Annotated in this window: 13 protein-coding genes and 2 pseudogenes; 7 read left to right on the top strand and 8 right to left on the bottom strand. The window is 75.8% G+C overall.

The annotated features are described in order from the left end of the window. Positions 1–24: 24 nt before the first annotated feature. Positions 25–1,437: an ABC transporter substrate-binding protein gene (locus ACZ7KX_RS04430; protein WP_470325250.1), complete on the bottom strand. Its 1,413-nt coding sequence runs from the start codon at positions 1,435–1,437 to the stop codon at positions 25–27. Continuing rightward, positions 1,428–2,021 carry an MTB12 C-terminal domain-containing protein gene (locus ACZ7KX_RS04425; RefSeq protein ID WP_470325249.1) on the bottom strand — a complete coding sequence of 198 codons (594 nt, stop codon included), beginning with the start codon at positions 2,019–2,021 and terminating at the stop codon, positions 1,428–1,430. Before ACZ7KX_RS04425 ends, ACZ7KX_RS04430 begins: the two co-directional genes overlap by 10 nt. Before the next feature lie 174 nt (positions 2,022–2,195). On the opposite strand from ACZ7KX_RS04425, the gene ACZ7KX_RS04420 reads away from it, so the two are divergent. The 4 genes and pseudogenes from ACZ7KX_RS04420 to ACZ7KX_RS04405 all read left to right on the top strand — a co-directional run bounded on the left by ACZ7KX_RS04420 (position 2,196) and on the right by ACZ7KX_RS04405 (position 8,727). Continuing rightward, positions 2,196–2,954 (top strand): hypothetical protein, encoded by a 759-nt coding sequence (locus ACZ7KX_RS04420; RefSeq protein WP_470325248.1) that lies wholly within the window; start codon positions 2,196–2,198, stop codon positions 2,952–2,954. A 21-nt stretch (positions 2,955–2,975) separates the two neighbouring features. Then, positions 2,976–6,083 (top strand): annotated as a pseudogene (locus ACZ7KX_RS04415) (ABC transporter permease subunit). After that, positions 6,083–6,754, top strand: coding sequence for an ABC transporter ATP-binding protein (locus ACZ7KX_RS04410; protein ID WP_470325247.1), 672 nt, complete (start codon positions 6,083–6,085; stop codon positions 6,752–6,754). The pseudogene ACZ7KX_RS04415 and the gene ACZ7KX_RS04410 overlap by 1 nt, the downstream one beginning before the upstream one ends. A 146-nt stretch (positions 6,755–6,900) precedes the next feature. After that, positions 6,901–8,727: an NACHT domain-containing protein gene (locus ACZ7KX_RS04405; RefSeq protein WP_470325246.1), complete on the top strand. Its 1,827-nt coding sequence runs from the start codon at positions 6,901–6,903 to the stop codon at positions 8,725–8,727. A 185-nt stretch (positions 8,728–8,912) separates the two neighbouring features. Here the strand turns inward: ACZ7KX_RS04405 and ACZ7KX_RS04400 are convergent. The 4 genes and pseudogenes from ACZ7KX_RS04400 to ACZ7KX_RS04385 all read right to left on the bottom strand — a co-directional run. Continuing rightward, positions 8,913–8,993, bottom strand: a pseudogene (locus ACZ7KX_RS04400) (DUF6980 family protein); the annotation flags it as partial. Positions 8,994–9,172: 179 nt separating this feature from the next. After that, complete coding sequence (locus ACZ7KX_RS04395) at positions 9,173–9,949, bottom strand: GNAT family N-acetyltransferase (RefSeq protein WP_470325245.1); 777 nt, start codon at positions 9,947–9,949, stop codon at positions 9,173–9,175. A 106-nt stretch (positions 9,950–10,055) separates the two neighbouring features. Next, positions 10,056–10,847 (bottom strand): SDR family NAD(P)-dependent oxidoreductase, encoded by a 792-nt coding sequence (locus ACZ7KX_RS04390; protein WP_470325244.1) that lies wholly within the window; start codon positions 10,845–10,847, stop codon positions 10,056–10,058. 363 nt (positions 10,848–11,210) lie between these two features. Beyond that, positions 11,211–12,137 (bottom strand): NADP-dependent oxidoreductase, encoded by a 927-nt coding sequence (locus tag ACZ7KX_RS04385; protein ID WP_470325243.1) that lies wholly within the window; start codon positions 12,135–12,137, stop codon positions 11,211–11,213. A 148-nt stretch (positions 12,138–12,285) separates the two neighbouring features. Between ACZ7KX_RS04385 and ACZ7KX_RS04380 the strand changes: the two genes are divergently transcribed. The 3 genes from ACZ7KX_RS04380 to ACZ7KX_RS04370 all read left to right on the top strand — a co-directional run bounded on the left by ACZ7KX_RS04380 (position 12,286) and on the right by ACZ7KX_RS04370 (position 17,354). Continuing rightward, complete coding sequence (locus tag ACZ7KX_RS04380; RefSeq protein ID WP_470325242.1) at positions 12,286–13,812, top strand: helix-turn-helix transcriptional regulator; 1,527 nt, start codon at positions 12,286–12,288, stop codon at positions 13,810–13,812. Positions 13,813–13,884: 72 nt separating this feature from the next. Then, a complete protein-coding gene (locus ACZ7KX_RS04375; protein ID WP_470325241.1) occupies positions 13,885–14,385 on the top strand; it encodes a protein-tyrosine phosphatase family protein in 501 nt (166 codons plus the stop codon). Positions 14,386–14,390: 5 nt separating this feature from the next. Continuing rightward, positions 14,391–17,354, top strand: coding sequence for an NACHT domain-containing protein (locus ACZ7KX_RS04370; protein ID WP_470325240.1), 2,964 nt, complete (start codon positions 14,391–14,393; stop codon positions 17,352–17,354). On the opposite strand, the gene ACZ7KX_RS04365 is transcribed toward ACZ7KX_RS04370, so the two are convergent. Together ACZ7KX_RS04365 and ACZ7KX_RS04360 are read right to left on the bottom strand one after the other, a co-directional pair. Then, positions 17,335–17,967 (bottom strand): restriction endonuclease, encoded by a 633-nt coding sequence (locus ACZ7KX_RS04365; RefSeq protein WP_470325554.1) that lies wholly within the window; start codon positions 17,965–17,967, stop codon positions 17,335–17,337. The genes ACZ7KX_RS04370 and ACZ7KX_RS04365 overlap by 20 nt on opposite strands. Then, complete coding sequence (locus ACZ7KX_RS04360; protein WP_470325574.1) at positions 17,964–18,254, bottom strand: hypothetical protein; 291 nt, start codon at positions 18,252–18,254, stop codon at positions 17,964–17,966. Before ACZ7KX_RS04360 ends, ACZ7KX_RS04365 begins: the two co-directional genes overlap by 4 nt.

Raw genomic sequence — 18,254 nt, 5'->3', positions numbered from 1 at the left:
GGCCGGGGTCCGGCGCCGGCGGCGCTACGGCTGGTACGGCAGCTGCGGCACGTCATAGCAGTTCGTCGTCATCGACGGCACCTGGGTGACCCAGCCGCCCAGCCCGCCCTGCGCCGAGTCCTGCCAGCGGGCGGCGTTCAGGCAGGCGCGGGTCGGGCCGGACGGCGGCGGCTGCGGGACGAAGGAGGCCGGCAGGATCAGGCCGTGCGCGTCGTACGGCTCGGAACGGTTCATGAAGACCTCGACGCAGGAGCGGGCCGGCGCGGCGCCGCAGGAGTCCAGTGCGTCGGTCAGCCACTGCGCGCCCGCCCAGCCCTCCAGCTCCCAGGCGGACAGCTGCCCGGCGCGGTCCGGGTAGTAGCGGGCCATCGCCGTCCGGAAGTCGTGCACCGCCGGGTACTGCTGGTCCTCGTAGTTCAGGCTCGACGAGGTCGCCCAGAGCACGTTGCGGCAGTTCGGCGAGGCCTGGTAGTCGCTGCGCACCGACTCCGACCAGTTCTGCACGTTGGTGACCTTCGCCTCGACCGTCACCCCGGACTCGTCCAGCGCCCGGCACAGCGCCGCGTTGCCCCGGGTGTCCATGGCGTCGAACAGCAGCTGCGAGCCGTCGGCGCGCACCGCCGCCGCCACCGCCTGGAAGTTCGGCAGCGCGAAGTCCACCGTCTGCAGCAGCACCCGATAACCCTCCGCCTCCAGCCCCGCCTTCAGCTGTCCGGCGTAGCGTGCCGAATCGGCCTGGTTGTACGCGACCACGGCGGCACTGCTCGCACCCAGGCGCTGCTTGAAGAAACGGAACACCTCGGTGCTCTGGTAGAGCGTGCCGTTCCAGCCGACCGAGCGGCCGTCGCGCGGCGCGGCGTTGCCGTAGATCTCGTAGAGGTGCGGCCAGCGGTCGTACGCCGTGCCGATCGGCTGTCCGCCGACGTCCGGCACCGCCTTGCCGCTCACGTACGGTGCGCCCGCGTAGTCGAGGACGCTCCCGCTGACGAAGGCGAAGACGTGGTCCTGGTCGATCAGCCGGTGCACGCAGTCCTGGTTGCCGACGCCGCTTCCGCCGTCGTCGCAGGTCACCACCCGGACGGTCCGCCCGCGCAGGCCGCCGCGGTCGTTCAGGGAGCGGAAGAAGGCCAGGGCGCCGTACCGGGGACCGCTGAACACCTCGCTGCCGACCGGGCTGGTGAGGGAGGTGACGATGCCGATCACGATCTCGCCGGCGGTGACCCCAGTGTCGGAAGTGGCATTGGTGCTGCCGGTGCCCCCGCTCGCCCCCGGGGTGGGGGTCGCACGGGCGGTGAAGGCGTCGGCGGGCAGCCGGGTGCCGCAGCCGGCCGGCAGCGCGAGCAGGAGGAGGGCGAGCACCGCCGCCGCGACGCGGCCGGGCCGCCGGCGCGCGAACGCGTCGGCGGCCCGGCAGCACGAGCGGGGCGTCAGCTGCATCCGGGGACCGGCGTGCCACTGGCACCGCCGGCCTGGGTCAGCAGGCCGCACAGCGTGGAGCGCGACACCTTCCAGGTGCCGTTCTCCAGGACGGCCTGACCGGACGCGCTCGGCTCGACCACCGTGCCCTGGAGGGACAGCGAGTAGGTGACGGTCGCGGTGGAGGCGTCGGCGAACGAGACGTCGGTGACCTTCGCCTGCACCTGGCCCACCCGCGGATCCTGCGAGAAGCCCTGCAGCACCGGGAGCAGCGCGTCACCGCCCTGGAGCAGCGCGGCCTTGTCGGCGATCGGGGTGGCGGGGTCGAAGAACTTCTCCCAGTTGGTGGTGATCGCGGTCTTGGCGGCGGCCTGGTCCGCCGGGGCGGTGCCGGTGGCACCCGGGCTCGCGGTGCCGGTCGCGGTCGGGCTCGGGCTCGCGGTCGGGCTCGCCGGGGAGGCTGCCGGGGAGGTCGCCGAGGAGCTGGACTTGCCGCTGCTGCTGCACCCGGCCGCCGCACCCGCCAGCACCAGCGCGAGCAGCGCGCTCGCCGTCCGCAGGGCCCGGCCGCCGCCCGTGGGGGTGCTGCTTCGCGTCACGTGCATGGTGTTCCCTCTCGACTGCGCCGCCCGGGCCGGTGTCTCGGTGTCCCGGATGCTGTTCCAGGCCGATCCTGGAAACGTCTCAAGTGACACCATGAAGGCGGATCCATGGACGAATCGCAATCCGGCGGAGAAATCACCCGTAACGCCCCAAAGGGTTCCCCCGTCCGGGGCGGCGTGCTCCGGGGCAGCCCGGCGGGCGGCCGCACCTCGGGGCGTGGCGCCTCCCGGGGTGCGCGCGAGTGGGTCGGCTGGCTGCTCGTCGCGGCCGGGGCCGTGCTGTGCGTGCTCGGCTGGTACGGGGTCTCCGGAGAGCGCTTCGTCGAGCAGCAGGTCCCCTACCTGGCCTCCTCCACCGTCCCGGGCGCGGCCCTGATCGTGGCCGGGACCCTCCTGGTCGCGCTCCGACCGCCGCCCCCGCCGGAGCGCGAGGACCTGACCGACCGACGGGTGGAGCGGCTTTACGAGCTGCTCGTCGAACCGTCCGGCACGGCACCGCCCGACGCAGGGCCGGACGCCGAGCCCGACGCAGGGCCGGTCGCCGAGCCCGACGCCGGTTCCCGTGCCGGACCTGGCGCCGGACCTGGCGCCGGACCGGGCGCCGGACCCGCCGCGGCGGATCGGGCGGGAGGGGGCGCCGGGGGGTGGCTGGCCGTTCCCGAGGGGAGCCGCTACCACCGCCCGGACTGCCCGCTGGTGACCGGCAAGGCACGGGCCGAACCGGTGGGCCGGGGCGCCGTCCGGGACCGGGGGCTGACGCCCTGCCCGCTCTGCTCACCGCCCGCGATCGGCCCCGACCCGGGCCCCGGTCGCGATCCCGACCCCGGCCGCGATCCCGACCCCGGCCGCGGTCCCGGCCCAGACCCAGGCCCTGGCCCCGACTCAGGCCGGGGCCCCACCACCCGTCCGGGCGAATCCGCCCCGCCGACCGGCTGACCGCCCATGGTCACCACCGCGATGCTCACGGCCGCACCCGAATCGTTCGACCTCACCGTCGACCTCGCCCTAGCCGGGCTCACCGTCGGCAGCGCCGCCGCGCTCAGCGGCATCGGTCTGGTCGTCTGCCACCGCGCCACCGGCGTGCTCAACATCGCCCAGGGCGCCCAGGCCATGGCCATCGCCTACCTGCTGCGCGACCTCGTCGTGGTGCGGCACTGGCCGGTGTGGCCCGCCGTCGCCTGCTGCCTGCTGGTCGTCGCCCCCGCGCTGGGAGTCCTGCTCGACGTCCTCGTCTACCGCCCGCTGCAACGGCGCGGCGCCGGACCGGCCGAAACCGTGGTCGCCGGGCTCGGCGTCTTCGTGCTGCTCATCGGCGTGGCCGTGCTGCTGTGGGGCCCGGCACCACTGGCCGGCGCGCCCTCCCCGCTCGGCGGCACCCCGATCCACCTGCCCGGCGGGCACAGCCTCCGGCCCGACACCGTCGCCCAGCTCGCCGCCATCCTCGTGCTCGGCCTCACCGTCTCCGCCGTCACCCGGTGGACCGGCTTCGGCCTCCAGCTGCGCGCCGTCGTCGACGACCGCCACCTCGCCACCCTCGCCGGGGTCGACGCCGACCGGCTCTCCGCCACCGGCTGGGCCTTCGGCACCTTCACCGCCGGGCTCGTCGGCATCGCCCTCGCGCCGTACCTGCTGCTCGATCCGTACGGGCTGCCGCTGCTGGTGATGGAGACCATGGCGGTCGCGGTCGCCGCCCGGCTGCAGAGCATCCCGGTCGCCGTCGCCACCGGACTGGCCCTCGGCGTCGCCCAGTCGGAACTCACCCGGCTGCACTCGTCCGGGCAACTGCTACCGCTGGTGCAGGCGGTGCAGTCCAACCTGTTCGTGATCGCGCTGCTCGCCACCGCCCTGCTCGCCGGGCCGCGCATCGGCGGACCGGGAACCGGCGGGCCGCACACCGGAGGGGACCGGGCCGGCACGGCGCCGCTGGACCTGCGCCGTGCCGGAAGCGGGGGCGGACGGCTCGCGGGGGCCGTCTGCCTGGTGCTGCTCCTGCTGCCGCTCGGCTTCCGGGGCAACGACCTGCGCAGCGCCCTGCTCGTCCCCGCGCTCGCGCTCGTGCTGCTGTCCATCGTCGTGGTCACCGGCTACGGCGGGCAGATCTCGCTCGGCCAGGCCGGCTACGCGGGCCTCGGCGCGCTCGGCACGGCGCTGTTGATGTCCGGCCGCATCCCCGGCATCCCGGCCATGCCCTCCGTACCCGCGCTGCTGATCGCGGTCCTCGCCACCGCGCCGCTGGGCCTGCTCACCGGTTGGCCCGCGATCCGGCGACGCGGGCTCGCCCTGGCCCTGGTCACCTTCGCGGTGGGGATGGCGATGAGCCGCTTCGTCTTCCAGCAGCCGTACGCCACCACCGGGCTGGTCCTCGACCGCCCGTCCTTCCTGGCCGGCGACCGCGTCTTCTACCTCGCCGAACTCCTGCTCCTCGGCCTCGGCCTGCTCGCCGTACGCGCTCTGCACCGGGGCCGCCTCGGCCGGGCCCTGACCGCCATGCGGGACCACGAACCGGGCGCGGTCGCGGCGGGCGTGGACGTCCCCGGCCTCAAGCTCTTCGCCTTCGTCGCGGGCGCGGCGCTCGCCGCCCTCGGCGGCGGCCTGATCGGCCTCGCCGGACGCGCCTTCGACCCCGCCGACTTCGACCCGGTGCGCGGCCTCCTCTGGTTCGCGGCCGTCGTCGTCGCCAGCGCCGACAGCGCCCTCGCCGCCGTCCTGGCCGCCGCCCTCCTCATCGGCCTCGACGCCGGCACCGTCGCGGGCGTCTCCGCCGTCGCCGTCGGTGCCCTCGCCGCCGTCATCGGCCGCCTCCCCGGCGGCCTCGCCTCCCTCCCCCTGCACCCCCGCCGCGACGTCCGCCCACCCCCGCCCCTTCCCCCGGCCCGCCTCTCCCCGACGGGACGCCGGGTACGAGCGGCCATCGCGGCACGGCAGGCCGGCGAGGAGCGAGCATCATGAGCAACTCTCATCCCGCCTGCGGGGCGAGGAACCATGAGCAACACGCATGTCGACCCGCCGAGCTGCTCCGGGCGAGAGGTCATGAGCAACTCTCATGCCACCTCGCCGACCATGCGGAGGAGCAGCCATGAGCAACACTCATCCCACCACCCGCGCGACAAGCCATGAGCGCCTCTCATGCCATCGCCCGTCCCATGACCGAGCGGCACTCCTCGGTGCACGGACCGGACAGCCATGAGCGACCCTCATGGCCGCCACGCCGCCTCCCACGCCGTGAACCACCCCGCCACCCACCCCGCTGCCCGGCTCACCGCCCGGGGCATCGTGCGGCGGTACGGAGGGATCGAGGCGGTGGCCGGGGTGGACCTGGTGGCGTTGCCGGGGCGGATCACGGCGTTGGTGGGGCCGAACGGGGCGGGTAAGAGCACCCTGTTCGACTGCCTCGCCGGCACCGCGCGTCCGGACGCCGGGCGGGTGCTGCTGGACGGGCGGGACGTCACCGGGTTGCCCGCTCACCGGCGGGTGCGGCTCGGGTTGGCGAGGACCTTCCAACAGATCGCCGTCTTCCCCACCCTCTCGGTGGCCGACAACGTCCGGGTCGGCGCCGAACAGCGGACGGAACGACGGGCGGAACAACCGACAGGACGACGGACCGAGCAACCGGCAGGACGACGGACCGATCAGCGACCCCGCCGGCCCGGCCAGCCCCGGCGGAGCGGGCGGGTCGAGGCCCGGGTCGTGGCCGAGCGGACGGCCGGGGCGCTGCGGCTGTTCGGGCTGCAGGACGTCGCCACCGAGCCCGCCGGGGCGCAGCCCACCGGCGTGCTGCGGCTGGTGGAGCTGGCGCGGGCGCTGGCGGGCGAGCCCCGGGTGCTGCTGCTGGACGAGCCGGCCGCCGGACTCGACGCCGCGCAGACGGCCCGTCTGGTGTCCGTGCTGCGGAGCCTGGCCGGGCGCGGCATGGCGCTGCTGCTGGTCGAGCACGACGTCGAGCTGGTCGCCGAACTCGCGGACTCCGTCTACGCCATGGCCGAGGGCCGGATGGTGGCGGCCGGCCCGACCGCGACCGTCCTGGCCGATCCGCGGGTCACCCGGGTCTGGGGGGCGGTGACCTGATGCCCGTCGAAGCCGCGCTCCGCGCCGCCCGGGTCCGGTACGGCCCGCTGGAGGCACTGCACGGGGTCGACCTCGCCTTCCCCTCCGCCGCACTCACCGTCCTGCTCGGCCGCAACGGCGCCGGACGGACGAGTGCGCTGCACGCCCTCGCCGGGGTCGTACCGCTGTCGGGCGGGCAGGCTCTGTGGCGGGGGCGGGACATCGGCGGGCTGTCGGTGCACCAGCGGGTACGGCGGGGGCTGGCTCTCGTCCCGGCCGAGCGCGGGGTGTTCGGGTCGCTGACCGTCGCCGAGAACCTGGCCCTGGGCGGCCCGGGCCCGGCCGAAGCACTTGAGCTCTTCCCCGAGTTGACCGCGCTGCTGGACCGCCGGGCCGGCAGCCTCTCCGGCGGCCAGCAGCAACTGGTCGCCGTCGGAAGGGCGTTGGCGGCCCGGCCGACGTTCCTCCTGCTCGACGAGCCCGAGCGGGGCCTCGCCCCCGCCGTCGCCGCCCGGCTGCACGCCCGCCTGCTGGCGGACGCCGCCGCCGGCCGCACGGTGGTGCTGGCCTCGCAGTCGCTGCCGCGCACGCTCGCCGGGGCAGCCGTGGTGCACGTGCTGCACCGGGGCGAGGTGGTCTTCTCGGGTGAGCCCGGGGAGCCGTTCCCGGGGCGGTTCGCGGTCACCCGGTGACCGGCGCGGGCCGGGTCCACCACCCCCAGCAGGGAGGGGGCCGTCCCACTCCGCACAGACGGTCCAACTGCCCTCCCCTGCCGGTACGCTGAGGAACCGTGTGGGACGAGGTTCACGACGGTGCCCGGGGCAGGGTGAAGCGGAGCGTGACGTCCAACCGGTTCTCCGGCGGACAGGCGCGCACCGTCCACCAGGCCGAGGTGATCAACCTCTACGGCGGGCCGCAGCCCACGACCGCCGACCCCGACGCCCGCCGACTGGCCCTCGCCGTCGCCCGCCAGTGGCGCGACGAGGCGGCGGCCCGGGGGCTGTTCGGCCCCGTGCCGCTGCCGGTGCCGTGGCGGGCGGACCGGCACCTCGCCGACCGTACGGAACTCGCCGGAGCCCTGCCCGAGGGGTCGTCCGCCGACCTCACCGCGTTCGCGGAGGCCTTCCTGGCACTGCCGGAGCGGCGCCTGGTGGTCCTCGGGGACGCCGGCTCCGGCAAGACCTCGCTCGCGGTCCTGCTGCTGCTCGCCCTGATCGACCGGCTCGGCCCCGACGGCCCCGTCCCGGTCCTCGTGCCGCTCGCCTCCTGGAACCCGGCCCGGCAGGGTCTGCGCGACTGGCTCGCCGAACGGCTGCGCAAGGACCACCCGTCCCTGCCGGTGCCCCGGCTGCTCGCCGAGGGCCGCGTGCTGCCCGTCCTGGACGGCTTCGACGAACTCCCGCCCGCCCAGCAGGCACCGGCGCTCCGGCTGCTGAACCGGACCCTCGCCGCCGGCGACCCCCTGGTCCTCACCAGCCGCACCGACGAGTACCGGCGGGCCGCCAAGGAGGCCCGGATCCTCAACTCCTCCGCCGCCGTCCGGGCCCGGCCGATCACACCGGCGGGCGTCGCGGAGACCCTGCGCGACCACGCCGGGCCGCACCACCTGCCGCGTTGGCAGCCGCTGATCGACGGGATCACCGCCGACCCCACCGGTCCGCTCGCCCGCACCCTCGCCAACCCCCTCCTGCTCGCCCTCACCCGGGAGATCCACGACCGTGCCGGCTCCGACCCGGCCGACCTCCTGCGGTTCGACGACCACACCGCGCTCACCCGGCACCTGCTGGACCGCTTCGTCCCCACGGTGATGCCGGACGCCGTACGGGTGCTCGCCGAGATGGCCCGCGCCGACGGGCCCGACCTCGCCTGGTGGCGGTTGCACCGCCGACTGGTCCGCCCCAGCGACAACAGAGCCAACTTCTTCGGCTCCATGCTGGTCGCAGGCTTCTTCTGGCTGCCCTTCAGCGCCTTCGTCCCGGGTCGGGCTCCGCTGCACCACCCGCTCCTGGCGGTACTGCTCGGTGCCGCGTTCGGCCTGAGCAGTGGCGGTTACGAGCACCTGGGCCGGACCCCGGGGACCCGCAGCAAACACCCCTGGCCCGACCTCCGCAAGGGACTGCGCTTCCTGATCCCCATGGCGTTGATGAGCACGGCGGCCACCCTGGCCGCCAGGACCCACGGCCTCGTCATGGCGGCCGCCCTCCCCGGCGCCCTCCTGGCCGCCTACCTGACAGCGTCCGGTCTGAAGAAGCTGACCGCCCTCCGGATCCGCGGGGTGGCCCGTTCCCTGTCGGCCGCGCACGACAGCGGCCCCGCCGCGGCACTGGCCGGCGGCCGCCGCCGGGCCGTCCTGACGGCGCTGCCGGTGGGGGCCGCCGTCGGGCTCCTCGTCGCCGTGACCGCCTCCGGGGACCGGCCGCCGGAGGCGGTCGGCGCGGCGTACTTCCTCGCCTACGCCCTCACGATCCTCCTCGCCACCGAGTGGGGCGCCTACTCCCTCGCCCGGCTCCTTCTCGCCGCCCGCGGCCGGATCCCGCTGCGCTACGCGGCGTTCCTCGCCGAGGCCCGCGCCAGGGGCGTCCTGCGGCAGGCCGGTTCGGTGTACCAGTTCCGCCACGAGGCCCTGCGCGCACGGCTGGCACACCGGGGTGAGGCGCAGGAGTAGGGCCGGTCGTGGGAGGCGGGTCGACGCGTGGACCGACGAACGGACCGACGACTGCCCTCACCCCTGACGCGGCGGACCGAGCCGGGCCCCGTCCTTGAACTCGGCGGGGACGTCGTCCTCCCAGGATCGATCCCGATGCTCGCCGTGCCGCCGTCGTGGATGACCAGCCCGTACTCCCGGAGCCTGGCACTGCACCGGATCAGTGCGTCCGGGCAGGCGAAGGGATCGTCGTGCCGGTCGCAGTGCCGGTCCACCTGACGGGTCATCGTCCCGCAGCAGTGGTCGGCCCGGTCCGCCACGGCCTCGGCTCCTCCTCGGCTCCTCGTTGATCAGGGGGGAACGACCGGAAGTGGATCACGGGCCGGGATCACCGTCCGGGACGGCCTCCCGCCCGGCGGCCGGGCCGGGAGATCCGCGATCCGACGCACGCGCCGCGGACCGGGCCCTACGGCCGGTACACGTACGGCGTCGTCGTGCTCAGCCGGACGAAGCCGAGGCGCTGGAGGATGGGGCGGCTGTCGTCGCTCGCGTCGACCTGGAGGTACCGGTAGCCGTGGTCGGCGGCGACGCGGGCGCGGTGGGCGACGAGGGCGCGGTAGATGCCCCGGCCGCGCCAGTCGGGGGCGGTGCCGCCGCCCCAGAGGCCGGCGAAGCCGGTGCCGGGATTCAGTTCCATCCGGGCCGCCGACACCGGGCGGTCGCTGGCCAGGGCGACGACCATGCTGACGGTGTCGCTGCCGTGCCGCAGGTGGCCGAGCATCCGCTCGCGCAGGCCCGGGAGGTCGGTGCCGAAGGCCTGGGCGTGGGCCTCCACCATCAGGTCCACCCCGGCCGGGTCGGTCACCGGGTGCAGCCGCACGCCTTCGGGGAGGACCACCTCGGTCGGCAGGTCGGTGATCCGGGCGACCATCAGCGCCTCGTCCGGTTCGGGCTCGAAGCCGGCCGCGAGCAGCCGCTGCCCGAGGTCCGAAGGGCGGTCGTGGGAGTAGGCCTTCCACTCGAACTCCAGGCCCAGTTCGGTGAAGTGGCGCACCTGTGCGGCGATCGCCGCGTCCGCCCCGGCCTCGTCCAGGCCGGACCACACCACGCCGTTCCAGTCGCCCGGCCCGCCCACCAGCCGCACCACCGCACCGTCGTGCTCGGCCCGGACACCGGGGCCGTCGGACTGTGCGTTGCGCCGGATTCGCTCGTCGAACAGGGCGAGCACCTCGTCATGATCCATCCGCTCACTCCAGCACGGCGCGGCGGCGCACGCCACCGGGTTTCCGCCCGACCGTCCACGCGGCCACACCCGACCGTCCGACCGTCCGCGCGGCTCCGCGAAGGCGCTACTGCGCCAGGTACCCGCCGTCGACGGGCAGGACGACACCGGTGATGAAGGAGGCGTCGTCGGAGGCCAGGAAGAGGACGGCGGCGGCGACCTCGTCCGGGGCGCCGAGGCGGCCCATCGGGTGGAGCTTCTCGATCGCCGCGAGGTACTCGGGGCCGCCGGGCTCGTCGCGCAGACGGGCGACGCGCTCGGTGGTGATGGTGCCGGGGGCGACGGCGTTGACCCGGACGCCGCGGTCGGCCCACTCGACCGCGAGGTGCTTGGTGAGGCCGGAGGCGACGAACTTGGCGGGCCCGTAGACCGCTTGGCCGCGCTGGCCGGCCTCGCCGGAGATCGAGGAGAGGCAGACGATCGCGCCGCCGGGCCGCTCCTGGGCGGTCATCGCCCGGATCGCGTACTTGCAGGTGAGGAACATGCCGCGGCCGTCCACGGCCATCACGCGGTCCCAGTCCTCCGCAGTGGCCTCGGTGATCTCCATCAGCGGGATCACCCCGGCGTTGGCGACCAGGACGTCCAGTCGGCCGTGCCGCTCGACGGCGGCCGCGACCATCCGGCGGGCGTCCTCGTCGTCGGCCACGTCGCCGACCACCGTGCTGACGGCGCCGGGGAGTTGCCCGGCCAGCCGGTCCAGCCCCGCGGCGTCGACATCGGCGGCGACGACCGCCGCGCCCTCGCGGACGAACCGCTCGGTGACGGCCCGTCCGATGCCGCTCGCCGCACCCGTCACCACGCAGGAGCGGCCGGCCAGCCGACCGGCCGCAGGGCTTCCCGCCGCGTCCACCGTCACCATGGCCGTGACTCTACCGACCGGAGCGGGTGGAAGCCGGGCTTCCGCCGCCGCGCACGGTCGGCGCGTCGGCGTTCCGCCCCACGACGTTGCGGCGCGCCCCGGCGCCGGAGCGTCACCGGGGCGGCACGCCCCCGGCGGGGCGACCTTGAGGTCAACGTCCCTACTGCCGAACGCCCTTGCCGCCCGCACCCGGTCCACACCCCCGACCCCGCGCCCCCGGCCCCACCCCGGCCCCACCCCGGCCCCACCCCGGTCCAGCCCGGGTCCACCCCGGTCCAGCCCGGGTCCACCCCGGGGGACCGGCACCTGCCGCTCCGCACAGGTGCGCGAGGGCCGGGGTACGGGCGGCCGCCGGACCCGGCGTCAGACCGTGAGGACGATCTTGCCGCGCAGGTGCCCCCGCTCGCTGACCCGCTGCGCCTCGGCCGCCTCCGCCAGCGGGAACACCCGGTGCAGCGGCAGCCGCAGCGTCCCGGCCTCGTGCAGGGCGAGCGCGGCGGCGTAGGCCCGCTGGTGGTGGAACTCGACGTCGCCGCCGCCGGAGACACGGACGCCGTACTGCTGCGCGCCCGCGAAGTCGGCGATGGTCAGGACCCGGTCCGCACCGCCCGTCAGCTCGATGGACAGCGGCAGCACCCCGCCCTGCCCGACCGCGTCCAGGGCCCGGTCCACCCCGCCCGGGGCGGCCTTCCGCACCCGCTCGGCCAGGCCCTCGCCGTACGTCACCGGGATCGCACCGAGCTCGCGCAGGTGGTCGTGGTTGGCCTCGCTCGCGGTGCCGATCACGGTGATCCCGCGCGCCCGGGCGAACTGCAGGAGCACCGTGCCGACCCCGCCGGCCGCGCCGTGCACGAGCAGGGTCTCGCCCGACCGCGCACCGAGGATGTCGAGCGCCCGCTCGGCCGTCTCGGCCGCCACCGGGATCGCCGCGGCCTCCTCCCAGCCGAGCGAGGCAGGCTTGTGGCCCAGCTGCTCGGCGGGCACCAGCGCGTGCTCGGCGTAGCCGCCGCCCATCACGGCGCCGAACACCTCGTCGCCGGGCGCGAATCCGCTCACGCCCTCACCGACGGCCTCCACCACACCGGCCACCTCGTAGCCGTTCACGGCCGGGAAGACGACCGGGAAGAAGTCGGCCATCGCGCCGCTGCGCACCTTGTGGTCCAGCGGGTTGACGCCCACCGTGCGGACCGCGACCCGCACCTGGCCGGGGCCGGGGGCGGGCAGCTCGATGTCGATCGGGCGCAGCACGTCCGCGCCGCCGTACTCGTGGAAGGCGATCGCCTTGGTCATGGAGGCTCCTCGGGGTTTCGGTGATGTGGCACTTCCTACGGTTCCCATCGTGGTCCCGGGCCCCGGCCCGGGACCCTGCCCGTTCGGACGGTTCGACCTGTCCGAACGGCCAGGCGGATCCGATCGCGACCGGACTAGGCTCGACGGCATGGATGGTGTGGACGGCGTGCGCGGGACGAGCGGCAGGGACGGCCAGGTCGGCACGGGCGGCGCCGGCGGCGCGGACGAGGGGTGGCGGGAGGCCTGGGGCCGCCCCGAGGACGCACTGGCGCGGGCCGTGGAGGTGCTGCGCACGCCGCGGCCGGAGCTCCTGCTGCGCCTCTCCACGATGCTCGGCACGCTCGTGCCGCACGTGGCGGTCGCCCAGCTCAGCGGCGTGTGCACGCTCTCCCCCACGTACGCGTACGGCCTGCCGGAGCTGACCGAGGGGGTCAGCAGCCTGGAGCTGTCCCGACTGGCCGAGCGCACCACCGCGACCACCTCGGCCGGCCGGCCCTGGCAGGGCGAGGCCGAACTCGCGGGCCGCATCCGACCGGTGGTCGTCGTCTCGACCAGCACGGGCGGCGGCGCCTCACCCGTGGCCGGCACCACCTCGACCACGAGCGGCATCACCCCGGCCCCGAGCGGCAGCACCCCGGCCCCGAGCGGCAGCAGCAGCTCGGACGGCGGCACGTCTGGCGCCGGCCACGGCGCCGTCCTGGTGCTCGTCCGGGCGAACGCCGACCCCGTGGCGCCGGGGGCCCTCGCCGTCCTGCAGCAGCTGTGGGACCTGGTCATCGCCCACTCCGACCACCGCGCCACCGACGCCGGCCCCAAGCACGCGGCGGCCTCCCGCGCCTCCGCCAACGCCCGCGCGCGGGCGATCGCCGAGTTCACCGGCACCCACAGTGCGGCGCTCAGCGCCATCCTGGCGCCGCTGCGATCGACCGACCTGGACGACGCGACCGCGCGCCGCACGGCCACCGAACTGGCCGTCACCGCCCTGCTCGACCTGCGCCGGGGCGCCGACCTGGACCGCACGCTCAGCGAGGAGCCGGCCGACGCGGCCTTCGCCCGGCTCGCCCGGGAGCTGCGCCCGCTGCTGCGGCACACCCGGGTGCGGCTGGACGCGGCGCCCCCGGCGGAGGCCGGCCGCTCCGTCCCGGCGGACGCCGCGCACACCGCCCGGGACGCCGTCCGGGTGACCGTCCTGGTGATGCTGGAGCATGACAAGCCGAGCCGCCTGCACGTCAGTTGGCAGTTCACCCCGGACGGCGCCGCCCTGCGGTCGGTGGTCCGCGGCGACGGCCTGGGCGTGCTGGCCGCCGACGCCCTCGCCGTGCACCGCACCGCCGACCGCATCACCGCGCTCGGCGGCCGCTGCACCGTCGAGGCCGTCCCCGGCTGGGGCACCACGGTGACGGTCGACCTGCCGCTCGCCCTCCCCGAGCCCGCCCTCGCCACGGACCCCCTGGACGGCCTCCAGCCGCGGGAGCTGGAGGTCCTCGACCAGCTCGCCCAAGGCCGGCGCAACCGCGACATCGCCGCCGCGCTGCACATCAGCGAGTCGACGGTGAAGTTCCACGTCGCCAACATCCTGGCGAAGCTGGGCGTGGCCTCGCGCGGCGAGGCGGCGGCGCTGGCCCACCGCGCCGGGATGCCGGGCGGCCCGCTGGGCCTGTACGCGGCGTCCTGAGCCGGGCGCCCGCACCCCGCCCCGCCCGTCCCACCCGGCCGCACGGCCGCCGACTCCCCGGAGAGCCACCACATGACCGACCCGACCCACCCGACGCACCCGGCCGACGCCTTCGACGCCTCCGACCCGACCCTCCCCGCCGGGCCGCCGACCTCCTGGGCGCCCGGCACCCCCGGTCTGCTGCGCCTGCCCTCCGGCCGCCTGCTGCGCGGCCGCGGCCTGAGCCTCCCGCTGCCGCCCGGTCCCCGACCCACCTTCGGCCTCTACCTGTTGGGCCGGCCGCCGACGGGCATCGCGTGGGAGCACCGCTGGGTGCGCTGGCCCGACTTCCGGCTGCCGGGCGATCGCGCGGACGCGGCCGACGCCTTCCGTGAGGCCTGGGAGCGCGCCGCCACCGGGCGGGTCGAACTCGCCTGCGCCGGCGGGCGCGGCCGCACCGGCACCGCGCTCGCCTGCATCGCGGTGCTGGACGACGTCCCGGCGGCGGAGGCGGTCGCGTACGTGCGCGAGCACTACAGCCGGCACGCCGTCGAGACGCCGTGGCAGCGGAAGTTCGTGGAGCGGCTAGCCTAGGCGGCATGGGTGGGGATCCTGAGGTTTCGGCGGTCAACCGGGTCACCGTCGACACGATCACCGGCGACGTCTACCAGGCCGGGACGATCAATCTGACCCGCACCGACGGGCCGGAGGTCACCGCCGGGTCGACGACGGCCGCCTGCGCCGCGTACGCCCGCCGGGTGCGGGAGACGTACGGCCGGCTGGACCTTGAGGTGCTCACCCCGCTGTCCGAACAGGGCGAGCACCCGGCCGTGGAGCTGCGGGAGGTGTTCGTCACCCCGCAGGTCCGGGAGGACCCGCCGCCGGTGGAGCTGCCCCGTGAACTGGTCCAACGGCTGGCGGCGTACGGCGAGTTCGCCGGGGACGCGCTCCCGCCCGGGCTCGGCCGGCCGGCCGTCGAGCAACTGTGCGACGACTACCTGGACCGGCCGACCGAGGACGCGCTGGCCGTCCTGACCGGACCGCGCGGCCGTCGGGTCGTCCTGCTCGGCGACCCCGGCTCCGGGAAGTCCACCCTCGCCCGGTACCTGGCCCTCACCCTCTGCCAGGGTGCTGCGGGGCCGCTCGCCCCGTTGGACGGGCTGGTGCCGCTGGTGGTCGAGCTGCGCCAGTACGCCGAAGGGCACTGGCGCGACGGCACGTTCGAGGACTTCCTCGACCACCGCCACCGCGTCGCGGGGATGTCCCTCCCCCGGCCCGAACTGCTGCGGCTCCTCGACGAGGGCCGGGTGGTGATCGTCTTCGACGGCCTCGACGAGCTCTTCGACCCGGGGGTGCGCGCCGCCACCGCCGAACGGATCGCCGCCTTCGCGGCCCGCTACGAGCGGGCGCGCGTCGTCGTCACCTCGCGGGTCATCGGCTACCAGCGCGCGGCCCTCGGCGGCGCCGGCTTCACGCACTTCATGCTGCAGGACCTCGACCACGGCCGGATCGCCGACTTCGCCCGCCGCTGGTACGCGATCGCCTGCCCGGCGGACCCCGAACTCGCCGCCCGGCTGGTCGAACGCATCACCGACGCGGTGGACGCCTCCCGGCCGATCCGCGAACTCGCCGGGAACCCCCTGCTGTTGACCGTCCTCGCGATCATCGGCCGGCGCCGTACCCTGCCCAGGGACCGCCGGGGCGTCTACGAGCACGCCGTCCGGGTCCTGGTCGCCCACTGGGACCGCGACACCAAGCACCTGAGCACCCCGCTGAAGCCCGGCGCCGCCGAGGCCATCGACCTCCTCGACGACCGCGAGCGCCTGGAACTGCTGCGCCTGCTCGCCCGCCGGATGCAGGAGGGCACCGGAGGCATCGCGGGCAACCACATCCACGCCGAGGAGCTGGAGTGCGTCTTCCGGGACTACTTCGGCCAGTTCGGGCTCCCGGTGCACCAGTGCCTCGCCGCCGCCCGCGCCCTGCGGGACCAGCTGCGCGAGCGCAACTTCATCCTGGCGAGGTACGGCGGCGAGGTGTACGGCTTCGTGCACCGCGCGTTCCTGGAACACCTGGCGGCGGAGGACATCGTCCACCGCTACACCGTGCAGCGCGAGTGGACGCCGGAGGGCCTGATCGAGGAGGTCTTCGCGCGCAGGGCCGACGACCCGGCGTGGCACGAGGTGCTCCTGCTGGTGGTCAACCACCTGAGCGAGCACGACGCGGCGACGGCGATCGACCACCTGCTCGACCGGGGCGACGACACCTCACTGGTCCTGGCGATCCGGTCCCTGGCCGAGGTGCGGAAGGTCGGACTGCTGCGGGCCCAGAGCGACCGGGCGATCGACGGCCTCACCAGCCGGCTCTCGGGGTACACCACCATGGCCTTCAAGACCGATCCGCTCCTGGCGCCGCTGGCCGCGCTGAGCACGGTTCCCGGCTGGACGGGGCGCGAGCGCTACCTCCGCTGGTTCCACCTGCACGGGCAGTTCACCTCGTCGACCAGTGCGAGGGTCACCGTGGCGGTCGCCCTCCACACCGACATCGAGACCTCCCTGGCCCTCGCCGCGTTCGGCCCCGGGGACAACACGCACGCCGCCGTCACCGCACTGGCCCGCCGGTGGAGCGCTCATCCCCGCATCGTGCCGGCGCTGCTGGCGATCGCGGCCGAGCAGTCCTTCTTCCCGCTCCGGATGAGGGTGCTGTTCGAGCTGGCGGACGGATGGCCCGATCACCCGGACGTCGTGCCACTGCTGCCGGAGGTCGAGGCGGCCCGGGCCACGCCGATGTTCGTCGGCCGCGACGTAGTCAACATCCCGCCCATGACCCCGCTTCCCGGCGCCACGGGTGACCCGGTGCAGCTGCTGGACCTCGCCGCCAACGGCACGACGGGGTCCGTCCGGTGCGACGCCCTCCAGTCCCTCGCCCGGTCCTGGCCCGCGCACCCCGAGGTGCTGCCGCTGCTCCTCGACCGCGCGGCGGGCGACCTGCAGATCAGCGTCCGGGAGACCGCCGTCCGCGAACTGGCGCGCCGGCGGACCGACACCCGGGCCGTCCTGCCGGTGCTGCACGATCGGGCGCTGCACGACCGCAGCCCCAGCACCCGCCGCCGCGCCCTCGAAGGCCTCGCCCACCTGGACGCCGACAACCCGGCGACCGTCGAACTGCTCACCCGGTTCGCAACCGGCCCGGAGAACTCCGAACTGAGGCTGAAGGCGGTCAACCTCCTGGCCCAGTACCGGGGTTCGCACCCCGAGACGGTGCTGCTCCTCCTGGACCGGGCCACGGCGGACCCGGACCAGGGAGTCCGTGGCGCCGCACTGGGCCACTACGCGGTGCTCGCCCCCGACGACGCCGAGTCCGTCGTCCACGCGCGGGCGCAGGACGATCCCGGCCGGGAGGTGCGCCGCCGGGCGCTGACCATGCTCGCCTGGCAGTGGCCCGACCGGCCCGGGACCCGGACCGTCCTGGAGCACGCGGCGGCCGCGGACACCGAGCAGGCCGTCCGCGACACCGCCCGGTCCGGCCTGGCCGCCGTCGCCCGCCTCACCTCCGCCTGCGCCTGAGCCGCAGCACCTCCTCCAGCGGCACCCCGCCCTCCGCCCAGGCCGCCAGCCGCGCCCGGTCCAGCCAGTGGACGGCGTGCCGGTCGCCCCAGGCCTTGGCGTCCCGGGTCAGACCGCCGTTGGTCACCACCACGGCCACGTCGGCGCCGTGGACCGGGCCGGCGGTGCCCTTCACCTGGTACATCACGTGCACGCCGACCTTGGCCGCGACCCTGGTGTGCTTGGCCTGCAGCACGATGCGGCCGAGCCGCGGGTGGTGGCCGATCACGTCGGCCGCCTGGTCGCCGTGCCGGCCGACCTGCCGCGCGCTCCAGCCGTCCCGGACCAGCAGGTCGCGCAGCGCGAACTCGAAGGCCCGGTCGTCCATCGCGTCGACGGCGGCCAGCGGTATCCGCAGGGCGGCGAGCCGCTTGGTCCGGGCCCGGTCGAGGGCGGGACCCCGGGCGGCGGACAGCAGACAGCCGGCCGAGACCACGGCGAGGAACACCCAGGACCGCAGCAGCGACTGGAGCACGCCGACGACGAGCACGGCGGCCGCCACCGCGACCAGGGCGGCGCCCAGCCGCTCCCCCGCACCGCGCGGGCGGCGGACGCGGACGGCGCGGGCCATCAGGGCGCGCCGATCTCGGCGGGTGCGGAGGCCGTGGACGCGGAGGCCGTGGGCGCGGACGCGGTCGGCGCGCCGGTCGACACCGCCCCCGGCGCGGCGGTGGACGCCGGGGTCGGCGGCGGGGCGGCGGGCGGGGTGTCGGAGAACCCGACGAAGCGGCTCCAGAGCCACAGTGCCGCCACCACCCCGGCGATGAGCCAGCCGCCGCCCCGTGGGGCGGCCCCGCCGCCCGGTCGCGGCCGACGGCGGAGGTGTGCCCGTACGAAGACCCGGTCGTCCCGGCCTGCCAC

The organism is Kitasatospora sp. NPDC038210 (assembly GCF_055600605.1).
The sequence above is the reverse complement of the archived record's forward strand: the minus strand, read 5'-3'. Positions and strand labels throughout refer to the sequence as shown.